This is a genomic window from Inquilinus limosus MP06 (assembly GCF_000767795.1).
Lineage (GTDB): Bacteria > Pseudomonadota > Alphaproteobacteria > DSM-16000 > Inquilinaceae > Inquilinus > Inquilinus limosus_E.
Map to the genome: position 1 here is coordinate 1 of NZ_JANX01000121.1, position 13512 is coordinate 13512.

The 13512-nt window shown below is 70.2% G+C and carries 15 protein-coding genes; 6 read left to right on the forward strand and 9 right to left on the reverse strand.

Going from position 1 to position 13512, the window contains the following annotated elements:
• From P409_RS12175 to P409_RS38860, 5 genes are all read left to right on the forward strand, one after another.
• Positions 1 to 314: hypothetical protein (locus P409_RS12175; RefSeq protein WP_034836287.1), on the forward strand; the 314-nt coding region annotated here is incomplete at its 5' end.
• Between the two features lie 97 nt (positions 315 to 411).
• Complete coding sequence (locus P409_RS12180) at positions 412 to 2094, forward strand: GspE/PulE family protein (protein WP_034836291.1); 1683 nt, start codon at positions 412 to 414, stop codon at positions 2092 to 2094.
• A 3-nt stretch (positions 2095 to 2097) separates the two neighbouring features.
• Entirely contained in the window at positions 2098 to 2910 is an 813-nt protein-coding gene (locus tag P409_RS12185) for a type II secretion system F family protein (protein ID WP_052120451.1), read from the forward strand.
• Positions 2883 to 3317, forward strand: coding sequence for a type II secretion system F family protein (locus P409_RS36195; RefSeq protein WP_052120453.1), 435 nt, complete (start codon positions 2883 to 2885; stop codon positions 3315 to 3317). The genes P409_RS12185 and P409_RS36195 overlap by 28 nt, the downstream gene beginning before the upstream one ends.
• A gap of 5 nt (positions 3318 to 3322) precedes the next feature.
• Positions 3323 to 4180, forward strand: a complete 858-nt coding sequence (locus P409_RS38860; RefSeq protein WP_034836295.1) for a hypothetical protein — start codon at positions 3323 to 3325, stop codon at positions 4178 to 4180.
• 1 nt (position 4181) lies between these two features.
• Here P409_RS38860 and P409_RS12195 read toward each other — a convergent pair whose 3' ends face one another.
• The 4 genes from P409_RS12195 to gspD are packed head-to-tail and all read right to left on the reverse strand — an operon-like array spanning position 4182 to position 7813.
• A complete protein-coding gene (locus tag P409_RS12195; protein ID WP_202964647.1) occupies positions 4182 to 4802 on the reverse strand; it encodes a prepilin-type N-terminal cleavage/methylation domain-containing protein in 621 nt (206 codons plus the stop codon).
• On the reverse strand, positions 4799 to 5188 hold the full coding sequence (locus P409_RS40330) for a type II secretion system protein (protein ID WP_052120454.1): 390 nt from the start codon (positions 5186 to 5188) through the stop codon (positions 4799 to 4801). The genes P409_RS12195 and P409_RS40330 overlap by 4 nt, the downstream gene beginning before the upstream one ends.
• Positions 5185 to 5667, reverse strand: coding sequence for a GspH/FimT family pseudopilin (locus P409_RS12205; protein ID WP_081991448.1), 483 nt, complete (start codon positions 5665 to 5667; stop codon positions 5185 to 5187). The genes P409_RS40330 and P409_RS12205 overlap by 4 nt, the downstream gene beginning before the upstream one ends.
• A gap of 4 nt (positions 5668 to 5671) precedes the next feature.
• The gene (gene gspD / locus P409_RS36200) at positions 5672 to 7813 is read right to left on the reverse strand and encodes a type II secretion system secretin GspD (protein WP_161790384.1); all 2142 of its coding nucleotides are present in this window, start codon (positions 7811 to 7813) and stop codon (positions 5672 to 5674) included.
• A gap of 668 nt (positions 7814 to 8481) precedes the next feature.
• Here gspD and P409_RS12220 point away from each other — a divergent pair.
• Positions 8482 to 8904, forward strand: coding sequence for a cupredoxin domain-containing protein (locus tag P409_RS12220; protein ID WP_034836310.1), 423 nt, complete (start codon positions 8482 to 8484; stop codon positions 8902 to 8904).
• A gap of 93 nt (positions 8905 to 8997) precedes the next feature.
• On the opposite strand, the gene P409_RS12225 is transcribed toward P409_RS12220, so the two are convergent.
• The 5 genes from P409_RS12225 to P409_RS12245 form a co-directional block, all read right to left on the reverse strand.
• Positions 8998 to 9627, reverse strand: coding sequence for a hypothetical protein (locus tag P409_RS12225; RefSeq protein WP_052120459.1), 630 nt, complete (start codon positions 9625 to 9627; stop codon positions 8998 to 9000).
• A 14-nt stretch (positions 9628 to 9641) separates the two neighbouring features.
• Positions 9642 to 10457 (reverse strand): ABC transporter permease, encoded by an 816-nt coding sequence (locus tag P409_RS12230; protein WP_152613348.1) that lies wholly within the window; start codon positions 10455 to 10457, stop codon positions 9642 to 9644.
• A gap of 41 nt (positions 10458 to 10498) precedes the next feature.
• Positions 10499 to 11254: an ATP-binding cassette domain-containing protein gene (locus tag P409_RS12235; RefSeq protein ID WP_034836315.1), complete on the reverse strand. Its 756-nt coding sequence runs from the start codon at positions 11252 to 11254 to the stop codon at positions 10499 to 10501.
• A 221-nt stretch (positions 11255 to 11475) separates the two neighbouring features.
• A complete protein-coding gene (locus P409_RS12240; RefSeq protein WP_034836320.1) occupies positions 11476 to 12441 on the reverse strand; it encodes a YVTN family beta-propeller repeat protein in 966 nt (321 codons plus the stop codon).
• 11 nt (positions 12442 to 12452) lie between these two features.
• On the reverse strand, positions 12453 to 13512 hold a 1060-nt coding region (locus P409_RS12245; RefSeq protein ID WP_034836324.1), incomplete at its 5' end, for an ABC transporter substrate-binding protein.

Consider the following 13512-nt stretch of genomic DNA (forward strand, 5'->3'; position numbering starts at 1 on the left):
CCGAACCCGTCGCCGAGGCCGCGCCCGCCCCGGTGCCGGAGGCAATGCCCGAGCCGCCACCGCCGGTCGAGCGGACGGAGTTCGTGCTGGTCGGCATCGTGCAGCGGGCGGAGGGCCCCTTCGTCCTGCTGAAGCCGAAGGCCGGCGGCCCGGTGGTGACCGCCCGCCAGGGCGACGATGCCGGCGGCTGGCATGTCGACGCCATCACCCCCACCGCCGTCCGCCTGACCAGCCCGGCCGGCGACGCCAAGCACGTGCTGTTCGCCCCGCGACCGAAGGCGGAGGAGGGTTCGGGCTTGCCGAGCCCGTACTGACCAGCACGCCGTGATTGTCCCGCCGCCCGGCCGGAGCGATCATGCGGGGCGGCCGGAGGGATCGGCCAAGGGGCGCCGCGACGCGGCGGGTGGGGGAATGGATCAGGTCAGGTCCTTGGTCGACATCCTGGTCGAGCTCGGCAAGCTCGGTCCTGACGACGTCGCCCGGCTGTCGCGGCTGGAGGGCGCGTCGTCCGAGCCGGTGGTCGTGCTGGTCTCGCGGCTGGGTCTGGTGTCCGGCCGGGACTACGCCCATGCGCTGTCGCTCCAGTACGGCCTGCCGCTCGCCGGGCGCGGCGATTTCCCCGACGGGCCGGTGCTGGCCGATCAGCTGCCGGTCCGGTTCCTGAAGGATTCCCGGGTGCTGCCGCTGGCCGAGGGCGCGGACGGCGTGGTCCTGGCCATGGCCGATCCCGGCGACGGCTTCGCCTTGCGGGCGGCGGCGATGGCGCTCGGCCGGCCGGTCACACCGGTGATCGTGGCAGAGGAGGACCTCGCCGAAGTCTTCGCCCGCTGGTATGAAAGCGGCCGGTCCAGCGTCGAGCGCATCGCCGACGGCGCCGAGATCGAGGCCGACGCGGCGGCCGACCCCGATGTCGAGCAGCTCAAGGACCTGGCGCAGGAGGCACCGGTCATACGGCTGGTTAACCAGATCATCGCCGACGCGATGCGGCTGCAGGCGTCGGACATCCATCTCGAGACCTATCGCGAGCAGCTCAAGCTCCGCTACCGCATCCACGGCCTGCTGAAGGACATGAAGGCGCCGCCGGCGAAGCTGGGGCCGGCCCTGATCAGCCGGATCAAGATCCTGGCGCGGCTCGACATCGCCGAGCGCCGGTTGCCGCAGGACGGGCGCGCCCGCTTCACCGCCGGCGGCCAGAAGGTCGACATGCGCGTCGCCACCATGCCGACGATGCATGGCGAGGCCGTGGTCATCCGCCTGCTCGACACCAAGGGCATGGCGCTCGACCTCGGCGAGCTCGGCCTGGCCGCGGCCGAGGAGGGCGCGATCCGCCGGCATCTGGCGCATCCGCACGGCATCCTCCTGGTCACCGGGCCGACCGGCAGCGGCAAGACCACGACGCTCTACGCCGCGCTGCGCATCCTCAATGAGCCGAGCCGGAAGATCCTGACCGTCGAGGACCCGATCGAGTACCAGATCCCCGGCATCAACCAGACCAATGTGCAGCCGCAGATCGGGCTGGACTTCGCCCGGGTGCTGCGGTCGAGCCTGCGCCACGACCCGGATGTGATCATGGTCGGCGAGATCCGCGACGGCGAGACCGCGAACATCGCCGTGCACGCCGCCCTGACCGGCCATCTGGTGCTGTCGACTCTGCACACCAACAGCGCCACCGGGTCGATCAACCGGCTGCTCGACATGGGGGTCGACGGCTATCTCCTGACCTCGACCATCCGGGGGGTGATCGGCCAGCGCCTGGTCCGCCAGCTCTGCGGCGCCTGCCGCAGCCCGTACCGCGCCTCGGCCGAGGAGCTCGGGCGGATGGGCCTGCCGGGCGATGCGGAGGCCACGCTGTACCGGGCCGTCGGCTGCCCGGCCTGCGACGGCATCGGCTATACCAGCCGGATCGGCATCTTCGAGTTCTTCGAGCTGACCGACGAGATCCGCGAGGCGCTGCACCGCCGGATCTCGACCGCCGAGCTGACCCGCATCGCGGCGGCCGCCGGCATGCGCACGATGTTCCAGGACGGTGTCGCCCGGGCCCTGTCCGGCCAGACGACGCTGGAGGAAGTGCGCCGCGTGACGGAGGAGGGATAGGCGATGCCCCTCTTCGCCTTCAAGGCCGCCGACGGCGCCGGCAACCTGGTCGAAGGCCAGCTCGAGGCCGCGGACGAGGCGGCTGTGATCCTGCACCTGCAGCAGCTCGGCCAGTTTCCGCTGGAGGCCACGCCGGTCCGGGGCGCCCGGCCGCAGGCCCGGCGCCTGTTCGGCCGGGTCCGGCCGAAGGAGGTGACCACCTTCATCCGCCAGCTCGCCATCCTGCTCACCGCCGGCCAGCCGCTGGAGCGGGCCCTGGTGACGATGGCGGGCCGCGCGGGCACGCCCGGCCGGCGCAGCGGCACGATCGGCCGGCTGGCGCAGCCGATCCTGGACAGCGTCCGCGCCGGCCACAGCCTCAGCGCTGCCCTCGATGCCTGCGGGCCGGTCTTTCCGCGTATCGCCATCAACATGGTCCGGGCCGGCGAGACGTCGGGCACGCTGGCCGTGGTGCTGGACCGGCTGGCCGATCTCCGGGAACGGTCGGACAAGATCCGCGACACCGTCACCTCGGCGATGCTGTACCCGGTGCTGCTGGTGGTGGTGGCGGTGGGTTCGATTGCCCTGCTGCTGACCTATGTCGTGCCGCAGTTCGAGACCGTGTTCCGCGACGCCGGGGCGGAGCTGCCGGTGCCGACCGCCATCGTGGTCGCGCTCGGCCGCTTCCTGCAGGGCTGGGGCTGGCTGCTCCTGCTGGCCGCGGTCGCCGGCGTGATGCTGCTGCGCCAGGCCCTGGCGCTGCACGGCCCCCGCCTGGCCTGGGACCGGCGCTGCTGCACCTGCCGGTCGTGGCGCCGCTGCTGCGCACTCTGGTGACGGCGCGGTTCTGCCGGACGCTCGCGACCCTGGCCGGCAACGGCGTCGATCTGCCGAACGCGCTGGTCCTGTCGCGCGACGTGGTGCCGAACCGCGCGGTGGCCGCGGCGCTCGACACCGTGGTCACCGGTGTGCGGCAGGGCCGAGGGCTGTCGGTGCCGCTGGCCGAGACCCGGCTGTTTCCGGAGTTCGCGGTGCAGATGCTGACCGTGGGCGAGGAGACCGGGCGGATCGACCTGACCGCCGGCCATGTCGCCGACGCCTACGAGCAGGAGCTGGAGACATCGGTCAAGCGCCTGGTCGGCCTGCTGGAGCCGATCCTGATCATCGTCCTGGGCCTCGCCGTCGGCGGGATCGTCATGTCGATCCTGATGGCGATCCTCAGCATCAACGACCTGGCCATCTGACCCGCATGCACGATGCGCCGGGCCCGTCCTGCGTCGAGGTCGATGGCGGCCGGCATGGTCAGCGCGGATTCGTGCTGATCCTGGTGCTGGTGATCGTCGGCGTCATCGCCGCCGTGGCGCTGGTGCTGCTGGAGCGCAGCCGCGGCGGGGTTGGTGCGGCCGCCGACCTGGTTGAGGTGACGAAGGCCCGCGGCCTCGCCGATGCAGGGATCGCCCGGCTGGTCCAGGCGCTGCGGGTCGAAGACGATCCCCTGCTGAAGACCATCATCACCTCGCCGGCGCCGGTGCCGTGGCGCTTCGCCAACGTCGAGATCCGCCTGTCCTTCCTGCGCGAGAGCGGCAGGGCCGACCTCAACGCCGGCTCACTCGAGCTGATCCAGAGCCTGCTCGACGGCCTGCCGGTCGCGCCCGACCTGCGCCAGCGGGCGCTGCAGCAGGTCGAGGCGGCGCGGCGGCAGCCGGCACCGCTGCCGAGCGTGCTGGCGCTGCTGCCGCCCTGCCAGCGCCTGACACCGGTGGCGCGGCTGTTCGAGGACCGGTTCACGGTGCTGACCGGCAGCCGAGGCATCTCGGCCGCGGGGCTCGCGGACGAACAGCTGCACCGGATCTCGGGCCTGACCAGCGCCGATATCGAGGCGCTGCGGACCCGGCCGTCGTCATCGATCGGCGACCCGCAGCTGGCCCATCTGCAGCGGTTCCTGGCGGATGAGGAGCCGGTCTACCGGCTGCGGGCCGAGGCCGCCACGCCGCGCGGCGCGCATATCGTGCGGGAGGCCGTGATCCTGCTGTCGGCACGCACTCCCACGATCCGGATCTTGTCACAGCGCGACGTGAGCGAGCCCGCACTGTTGTCCTGCAACTGACCTAGCCCGGCCGGCAGGCGGGCTCCTGCGGCAGCAGCAGGCAGGCCTCCGGCAGTCGGGCTCGGGTGCGGGCGATCAGGTCGATCGGGGGGCCGATCTCCGAGGCGTCGACGCGCAGCAGCACGGCCGCCGGTAATGCCCAGGGGCGGGCCCAGTCGGACCGCCAGCCGCCATTGCTGCCAGTGCCGAAATAGGACAGGCGGATCGATCGGGCGCCGTCCAGCACCGTCTCTTCCCGGGCTGCTCCCGTCACCGGATCGGTCCAGGACAGGCGCAGCACGGCCTGGCCGTCAGCCTGTACCACCCGCAGGGTCAACGGCACCGGCCGGTCCAGGACCAGGATCGGCGGTCCCCAGGAGAGCAGGGTTAGCCGGTCCGCATCGGCCGGATCGGCGCTTTCGTCGGCCGAGAGATCGGGCACCGCGCCCTCTGCCAAGGCACGCAGCAGCCGGCCGGCGGCGGCGACGCCGTCGCGCAGCTCCTCAGCCCGCCGCGACTGCTGGTCGAAGCGGGCGAAGAGGTTCGGCAGGCCGACGGCGGCGGCCGCGACGAGCCCGGCCAGCACCAGCGCCACCAGCACCTCGACCAAAGTGAAGCCTCGTTCGGAGTCCCGCCCGGTCAAGACGGCAGCCCCGCGGCGCGGAGAGTGACGAGCTGCACAGTCGGGCCGCGCCGCGGCGTCACCCGTACTGTCACCGACAGCAGCCCGGGCCGGCCGGGCTGCTCCGGCAAGCCCTCCTCGCGCCAGGGAGCGATGGCGAGCGACCACGCGCTGCCGTCGCTCAGCCGCCCCGAGACGCTGCGCGGTGCCAGCGGCAGATCCAGTCCGACCCGCTCCAGGATCGCTTCGGCGGCCAAGCCTGCCCGCAGCTGCGCGGCAGCGCGGGAATCACGGTCGCGGCTGGACACCAGCAATGCCAGCGATGCGGCGGTGATGCTGCCGAGCACCGCCAGGGCCACCAGCACCTCCACCAGCGTGAAGCCGGCCTCCCGCCATGGCCGCGTCACGGCGCGACCTCTTGCCAGACAGCGCCGGTCAACCAGGCGATCCGCAGCGCCAAGCGCCGGTCGCCGCGGCTGAGGGTCAGGAGCCCGCCGCTGCTCGAGCCATCGCCGAGGAACAGAAGGGCAGGGGTATCGCCGCCCGGCTCGATCGCGGCCCCGGTGAGCGTCAGATCCAGTCCGGCCGGCACGGCTTGCCAGCGGCCCAGCACCGGGATCCCGATGCGGCGATCCTCGGGATCGAAGCGGACCAGCACCGGGACCTGCCGCCGCAGTGCGGTGTCGCGCGCCTGTGCCAGCAGCCGTTCCAGTCCGGCCCCGGCTTCGCGCAGGGCCGATCGGGCGCGCCATTCGGGAACCGCCAAGCCGATCACTCCCATAGCGGCGGCCAGGATCACCAGCACGATCAGCGTCTCGATCAGGGTGAAGCCGGCCGCCGCAGCCGAGGGGCGTCGTCGTCGCACGGCGCCTTGTTCCGCCCTCACGACGCTATCTCTTCGGTGGCGGCGCGCCGAAGAGCTGCATCCGCCCCCGGAACTCTTCGGCGATGGCTTTCGCGTCGACTGCGTTCCGGATCACCTTCGGCGTGATCAGGATCACGAGCTCGGTCCGTTGGTCGCTGTTGTTCACGCCGCTGAACAGGTTGCCGACCAGGGGGATGTCCCGCAGCACGGGAACGCCCGATTTGCCGATGCTCTGCCGGTCGGAGATGAGGCCGCCGAGAATGACGGTCTGGCCGCTCGCGACCGCCACCGACGTCCCGACCTCCCGCTGCGCGATGGTCGGGTTGATGGCATCGGGCGCGCCCTCCACGACATTGCTGACCTCCTGCCGGATGTCGAGGTCGACCTGGCCGTCGGGGTTGATGCGCGGGGTAACCTGGAGGATCACGCCGGTGTCGCGATATTCGACGTTGTTGACGATCGGCGCGTCCGGGTTCTCGGTGGATTGCTGCTGCCGCGTGACGATCGGGACCTGGTCACCGACCTTCAACTGCGCAGTCTGGTTGTCCAGCACCGCCAGCGACGGCGACGACACCACGCGGACATTGGTGATGCTGGCCAAGGCATCCAGGATGACTCGGAAATTGCCGCTGCTGATGATGAAGTTGAAGCCCGGGACCGTCGGGTTCACCCCGAAGCTGTTGTTCTGGGTGAAGACACCGGAGAAGTTGCCGCTTTCCAGCCAGAAATGGACCCCGTAACGAAGCTGGTCGGTCAGGGTGACCTCGGCGATCGTCGCCTCGATCAGCACCTGGTACCGTGGTGTGTCCATCAGCCGGATCGCCGCCTCGATCTTCCTCCAGGCCTCGGGCGTCGCCATGACCATCAGCGAGTTCCGTTCCTTGTTGGCGACGATCTGGGCGCCGTCGAAGGGATCCGGCCCCCGTCCGGCCGCCCCTCCCGATGTGCCGGGGCCGACCATGTTGTTCAGGTCGTCCGACAGCAGCCCGAGCTTTTCGCCGGCGGACATGACGCCAGAAGCGTCCATCCCGCCGCCATCGGCGCGCGACGGGATCGAGGAGGCTCCGCTTGTCGATGCGGTCTGGACCTGCATGGAGGGCGCGACGGGGCTGCCGTCGCCACCAGACGTCGCGCCGCCGCGCCCCCGGCCCATGAACTGGCCCATGATGGCCGCGAGATTCTCGGCAGTGCCGTTCTCCACACGATAGACGTAGAGCTGCACGCCCTGCTTGTCGCCTTGATCCAGCCGGTTGATCCAGGCCTCGGCCTGGCGAAGACGGACGGCCTGCCGAGCGACGACCATGACGGCGTTGAGCCGCCGGACCGGGATGAAGTCGATCCCGCCCTGCATCGGCGTGCCGTCCGTGCCCAGCTTGAACACGGATCGAAGCTCCTGGATCATCGAGGCCGGGTCTGAGCGGCGCAGCGGAAACAATCCCGCAGAGACACCCCGCATAGCGTCGACATCGAAGGCCGCGATCATTTCGGCGATCGCGGCCCGATCGCCGCTGGGGCCCGACACGACGACCAGGTTCCGGTTCGGGTCGGAGCGAACCATGTTGCTGTTCGCGACCGGGCTCACGAGCGGGACGACCGTCGCCGCCTGGACGAAGCGTAGCGGGATCACCGATACGCCATAGCCCGCAGGCAGCGGCGTCGGATCCGATCCCAACTGCACCATCACCCTGCCGCCGGCTGCGTCGCCGGCAGGCACGACGCGATAAGTGGCGCCGTCGGCGACCATGGCGGCGCCGTTCATCCGCAGCACGGTTTCAACAGTAGCCAGCAGATCCTGCCGGCTGAGCGGGGCGCTGCTTGAGACCGTCGCGGTTCCTTGCACCTTCGGGTCGACGGCATAGGAGACTCTGAGCGCATCAGCCAGGACGGCCTTCAGGAAATCCCGGATATCCGCGTTCTCGAAGTTGATCTGCGCGCCGTCGCCGACGAGGGCGACAGGTGCACCGGTTGCGGCCGCCGGAGACGAAGATCCGTCCGTGCCGAAATACAGCTGCGGAGCCCGAGCGCCGTTCGGGGACATCGTGACAGGAACGGCAGCAGAAGGCTGCCTCGGAAGCTTGGATGGAACGCTGAAATCGGCCGACGCCAATGGATTGAGGGTCGGATAGGACGGTTTATCCGACTTCTGGCAGCCGCCGATGCCCAGCATGGCAGCCACAGCAACAGCAAGACGCGCGCCCCGAAGCCAGCGGGCATTCCCCACGCGGACCATCTGATGAACCGTCCCCCACCCGTCCGAATTTGTGCCTATTCGGATCCGGTTTCACCATGACGGGCGGCGATGCCGCTGGCAAGTGACGGTCTCTTGGATGGGGGCATCCTGAGCGGCATCGATCAAGAGTGGGCGGCATGCCGCAGGCACCCGAGCGGCGCCCGCCAGAACTCATTAGTCTGTTGAAATGGCGCACGATAAGGACGGCTATCGCGGATTGGAAAGCTTGTTGCGCAGTGCGGATCTGGTCGAGTCGCCTCGAGGCAGGGCGCTGAGGATGGAAGATGGCATCCTGCGCTACATCATGCGCCGGGATGTGTGTCCCAGGGGTGAGCGCAACTCCGCACAAGCCTCCTTGCTATACAGCGGTCGCCAACCTGTATGGGTATCGGTGGTATCCTGTCCCCGCAACCAAACTTCCTCTGAAGGCCGTCCCCATCCGGGACGGCCTTCTTGCTTTCCGACCGCGGGATCGGAATCCGTCGCAAGCTACCTTGGACCAAAGCACAACGGACGCCAGTCCCAGCCCGCCGCCATACTCGTGGCGCAGGCGGCTCCGCGCAGTCGAAGATCGAGGGCCGCCACCATCGGGAGAGGAGCCTGGAATGCGTGGATCCCTGATCGCCGCCGCCACTTTGCTGCTGGCCCTGGGGCTGGCCGGCCCAGCCGCGGCCCAGGCCGGGCTGACGACGCGCGGCACCACCCTGGACACGCTGACGCTGTCCTCCGGCAAGGCCTTCCCGACCAAGCCCTACGAGCTGGAAGCCGGCAAATACTACCGCTGGCCGATCGAGGCCGACGGCACGGCCGAACTGGGCATCGCGGCGCCGGAGTTCTTCCGCAACATCTGGATCAACGAGGTGGTGATCAACAAGGTCGAGGTGCGGCCGCTGGGCCTGGATTCGATCGAGTTCGACGACGCCGGCAAGGCGGTCATCTCCTTCGTGCCGATCCGTCCCGGCACCTTCACCTTCCACGCCCCGGAGAACACCGCCGAGGGCATGAGCGGCACCTTCATCGTCAAATAGGGCCGGTATCGGGGCGGCGTGGCGGCGGCGACGGCCGCTTCATCCGCCGTTCTCGCGGAAGCGGCGGGGAAGAGGCCGGGGCCGGCCTTCTCCCTACTTCCCGATCTCCTCCTGAATCGCGCGGGACAGGGCGAACATCCGGCGCTCCAGCACGAAGGGCTGGTCGCAGATCGCCGGCAGCAGCCGCTCGCGGTCGTCGAACACCCGCTGGTCCCAGGACAGCTGCGTCTCCAGCTCCTGCCGCTTCTGCGCGACCGCCGGGTCGGTGGAGGCGGGGTCGACGCCGTCCAGCGTCGCCGTGCTGTCCTCGATCCGCTTCGCCAGCGCCTCCTGCCGGCTGTTGAAATGACGGATGCCGCGGATGATGGTGCCCCGCTCGCCGTTGATGGTCTCGAACAGCCCGGCGAACAGCGCGGTCAGCGCCGCCTTGCGGTCGCCCTCATAGCCGGTGGCGAAGCGGTGGATCTCGGCCGTCGCCTCGTCGACCGGGACGCGGCGCGGCGCCACCCGCTCGACCAGCGCCGCCACCACCGCGTCGTCGCGCCAGGCCGGGCCGCTCGTGGTCGGGTCGTCGCCCGGCCACATCGCCCCGACCGACAGCTCCGGCTGCAGCACCTGGACGCAGGGCCAGTCGTCCTTCTTCTGGGCCGTGTCCTGCCCCCAGGCCGCCGCCATCGGGCACAGCGCCAGCAGCGCGGGGAGAAGCCATGCGGATCGGGTCATGACGGACCTCCTTGTCAGCCGGCGCCGGGACCGCGGACGCGGGCGACGAGGCCGCGCGCCGGGTCATAGGCCAGGATCGCTCCGCCGAGGAACACCGCGGTGAAGCCGAGGACGAGCAGCAGCGACTGGGTGTCGACCTGGCCGTAGAGCGCGAACCGGTTCAGCTCGACGGCGTAGGTGAAGGGATTGAAGCCGCAGACGTCGCGCAGCAGCGGGCTCGCCTCCTCCACCTTCCACAGCGGGTAGAGGGCGGAGGAGGCGAAGAACATCGGGAAGATCACGAAATTCATCACCCCGGCGAAGTTCTCGAGCTGGCGGATCGCCGAGGACAGCAGCAGGCCGAGCGCCCCCAGCATCAGCCCGGACAGGATCAGCGCCGGCAGCACGGTGAGATAGCCCATCGGCGGCGGCTCGACGCCCCAGAGCCGCGCGATCGCCAGGAAGACATAGACCTGCGGCAGCGACAGCAGCGTGCCGGCCAACAGCCGCGCCAGCAGCAGGAACCAGCGCGGCATCGGGCTGGTCAGCAGCACCCGCATGCTGCCCATCTCGCGGTCATAGACCATGGACAGCGAGCTCTGCATCCCGTTGAACAGCTGGATCATCGCGATCAGCCCGGGGACGATGTACTCGTCATAGAGGATGTAGGTCTCGTAGGGCGGGATGATCGAGACGCCGAGCACCGAGCGGAAGCCGGCGGCGAAGATGAACAGCCAGACCAGCGGCCGCACCAGGGCGGAGATGAACCGGGTGCGCTGGTGCACGAAGCGCAGCCCCTCGCGCCACAGGATGCCGAGCAGGCAGCGCCAGGCGCCGCCGATCGTGACCATGCCGGGGGGCTGGCGCTCCGTGCCGATGTCTTGGACCGTGGTCATGCCGCCTCCGTCAGCCGGCGGAAGGCGTCCTGCAGCCCGCCGGCGCCGGGATCGGAGATGCCCAGGTCGGAGACGATCGCCGCGGCCGGCCCCTGCCGCAGGATGTGGCCGCGATGCAGGATGATGGTGGGGTCGGCGGCCTCGACCTCGTCGATCAGATGGGTGGCCCAGACCACGGTCAGGCCGCGCTCGCGCACCAGGCCGCGGACATCGGCCAGGATCGCGGCGCGGCTGCGGATGTCGAGCCCGACCGTCGCCTCGTCGCACAGCAGCAGGCGCGGCTCGTGCAGCAGCGCGCGGGCGATCTCGATGCGCCGCGCCTCGCCGCCGGAGAAGCTGCGGATCTTGCGGTCGGCCTCCCTGGCCAGCCCCACCCGCTCCAGCTCCGTCGCGATCCGCCGCCGGGCGACCGATCCCGGCATGCCGTGCAGCGCCGCGTGGTAGCGCAGGTTCTGCCGGGCCGAGAGGTCGGGGTCGAGCGCGCGCTGCTGGAACACCACGCCCATCAGCGCCAGGGCCCGCCCGGGCTCGCCGGCCAGGTCGCGGCCGAACACCCGGATGTGGCCCGACTGGGCGCTGTAGAGCCGGGTGACGAGGGAGAAGAGCGTGGTCTTGCCGGCGCCGTTCTGCCCCAGCAGTACGGTGAAGGTTCCCGGCCGCACGGCGATCTCGATCCCGGCCAGGATCTCGCGCCCGGCGATCTTGTGCGAGAGGCCGATAACGGCCAGGGCGGAGGTGTCAGCGGCGGGCATGGCTGAACGCTCCGCCCCGCACAATCCACACTCCCCCTCCCCTTGCGGGAGGGGGTAGGGGGAGGGGGCTGCCGATCGACGAATGCGATGCCGCCCAACTTCGAGCGATCGAATGACCGAAGCCACACCAGGTGTTTGAGCCCGCGGCAACACCCCTCCCCGACCCCCTCCCGCAAGGGGAGGGGGAGGATGATGGGGCGGGCCGGCGCGGTCGTTGCCATTCAGTGGATCGCCACGCCCCAGGGCAGCTCGCCCACGGGGATCGACTTGATCACCTTGCGGTCCGCCACATCGATCACCGAGATGTCGTTCGAGGCGCCGTTGACGGAAATGACGTATTTCCCGTCCGGCGTGAAGTCCAGATGCCAGACCCTCTGGCCGACCAGCAGATAGTCGGTCACCTCGAGGGTCGCGGTGTCGATCACCGCCACCCGGTTGGCGGGGCCCAGCGCGACGAAGGCGGTCTTGCCGTCCTTGGTGATCGCCACCCCCACCGCCTGGATCGTCTCCTTGCGCACGCCCTGCACGGCGAAGCCGATCTTCTTCAGCACCTTGCGCGTCGCGGTGTCGATCACGGCGACGGTGCCGCCGATCTCCGACGACACCCAGACCTGCTTGCCGTCCGGGGTGAACTCGGCGAAGCGCGGCCGGCTGTCGACCAGCACGTTGTCGGTCACCTGCAGCGTGTCGGTGTCGATGAAATGCGCCATGTTGGTGGTCTCGGAGGTGCTGACCAGAATCTTGCCGTCCGGGCTGACGCCCATGCCCTCCGGCTCCACCCCCACCGGCACCTCGGATTCGACCACCTTCTGCTCGAGATCCAGCACCGTAACCATGCTGTCGTCCTCATTGGCGACATAGAGCCGCTTGTCGTCGGGCGACAGCACGAACAGCTCCGGGTCCGCCCCGCTGGGCAGGGTGTCGATCACCTTGCGCGTGGCGGTGTCGATCACCTCCACATGGTCGGCGTCGCTGGTGCAGACATAGAGGCGGGTGCCGTCTTTGCTGATGGTGATGCCGCGCGGCCTCTCGCCCACCGGGATGGTCGCCACCTCCTTCATCTGGTCGAGGTCGACGACGCTGACCGTGTTGCCCTTCTCGTTCGAGACATAGGCGGTGAAGGCCTGGGCCGGGCCGAAGGCCAGCACCGGCATCGCGGCCACCGCCAAGAGCACGAGCCTGTTCATGTGCGGGCCTCCTAGGGATCGGGGTTCAGCCGGCAGGACGATTCCGGCTCGTCATAGCCGAGCGTGTCGAGCGGGGTGCGCTGGTGCAGGAACCCGTCCTGCGGCGACACCGAGACCAGCATCAGCGGCGAGGCCAGCAGCATCGGCTGGCGTAGCTGCTGGTCCCAGCTGCGGAAGGTCAGCGGCACGCCCTTGAACGCGCCGAGCTGGAAATCGGGCGATACGAGATAGGACCGGATCGCGGCCGGGTCGCCGCTGCCGGTGCGGGTCACCGCCTCGCCCACCGCGCGCACCGCGGCCCAGGCAGCATAGTCGCGCTCCAGCATCCAGCGGCCGCTGGCCTTCTGGAAACGGCGCTGGATCTGGGTGCCGCCCCACTGCTCCTGGCTGCGGTGCCAGGCGGTCGGCACCAGCCCCTGGGTACCGGCCACCGGCCGCGCGTCCCAGGTGCGATAGGGCAGGTACTCGCCGAAGACCTCGCTCTCGTCGGCCACCACCAGCACGTCGTAATCGGGCAGGCGTTGGGTCAACTGGGTCATCTGGCGCTGCACCTGCTGCTCGCCGGTGTCGGAGCGGCGGGAGCCGGCCTTGAACTCGTAGCCGCGCTCCTCGACGATCTGGGCGCCGTAGCGCTTGGCGGCGCGGCGGATGGCGTCGGCGAAGGCCTTGTCGTCGTCCAGCGTGCCGGACACCAGCACCCAGCGGGTCCAGCGCTTGAACGCCAGGTACTGCGCCAGCGCATCGGCCTTCATCGCCCGGTTCGGGATGGTGTGGAAGACATTGGCGCGGCAGTCGCTGACCCGCAGCCGGTCATCCTCGGCCCGGGCGTTCAGGATCACCGCATCCTTCATCTCCGGCAGGTCGGCCAGCTGCAGAAGCCGGTCGGCCGGCAGGTCGGCGACGACCAGCTTGATGCCCTTGCCGGCGAGGGCCGCGCCGGCGCCGGCCAGGTCGCCGCCGGCCGGGACCACGGTCTCGTCCAGCTTGAAGTCCTGGCCGAGGAAGCGGCCGGTGGTCTGGTTGTCGACGATGGCGAGGCGGGCGCCGGCCAGCCCCTTGTCCTTCGCCACC

What these genes read in the sequence shown, in the direction of transcription:
- P409_RS12180 (WP_034836291.1), top strand. Translation starts at nt 412, where the DNA reads ATGGATCAGGTCAGGTCCTTGGTCGACATCCTGGTCGAGCTCGGCAAG.
- P409_RS12185 (WP_052120451.1), top strand. Translation starts at nt 2,098, where the DNA reads ATGCCCCTCTTCGCCTTCAAGGCCGCCGACGGCGCCGGCAACCTGGTC.
- P409_RS38860 (WP_034836295.1), top strand. Translation starts at nt 3,323, where the DNA reads ATGCACGATGCGCCGGGCCCGTCCTGCGTCGAGGTCGATGGCGGCCGG.
- gspD (WP_161790384.1), bottom strand. Translation starts at nt 7,813, where the DNA reads ATGCTGGGCATCGGCGGCTGCCAGAAGTCGGATAAACCGTCCTATCCG.
- P409_RS12220 (WP_034836310.1), top strand. Translation starts at nt 8,482, where the DNA reads ATGCGTGGATCCCTGATCGCCGCCGCCACTTTGCTGCTGGCCCTGGGG.
- P409_RS12225 (WP_052120459.1), bottom strand. Translation starts at nt 9,627, where the DNA reads ATGACCCGATCCGCATGGCTTCTCCCCGCGCTGCTGGCGCTGTGCCCG.
- P409_RS12230 (WP_152613348.1), bottom strand. Translation starts at nt 10,457, where the DNA reads ATGGTCACGATCGGCGGCGCCTGGCGCTGCCTGCTCGGCATCCTGTGG.
- P409_RS12235 (WP_034836315.1), bottom strand. Translation starts at nt 11,254, where the DNA reads ATGCCCGCCGCTGACACCTCCGCCCTGGCCGTTATCGGCCTCTCGCAC.
- P409_RS12240 (WP_034836320.1), bottom strand. Translation starts at nt 12,441, where the DNA reads ATGAACAGGCTCGTGCTCTTGGCGGTGGCCGCGATGCCGGTGCTGGCC.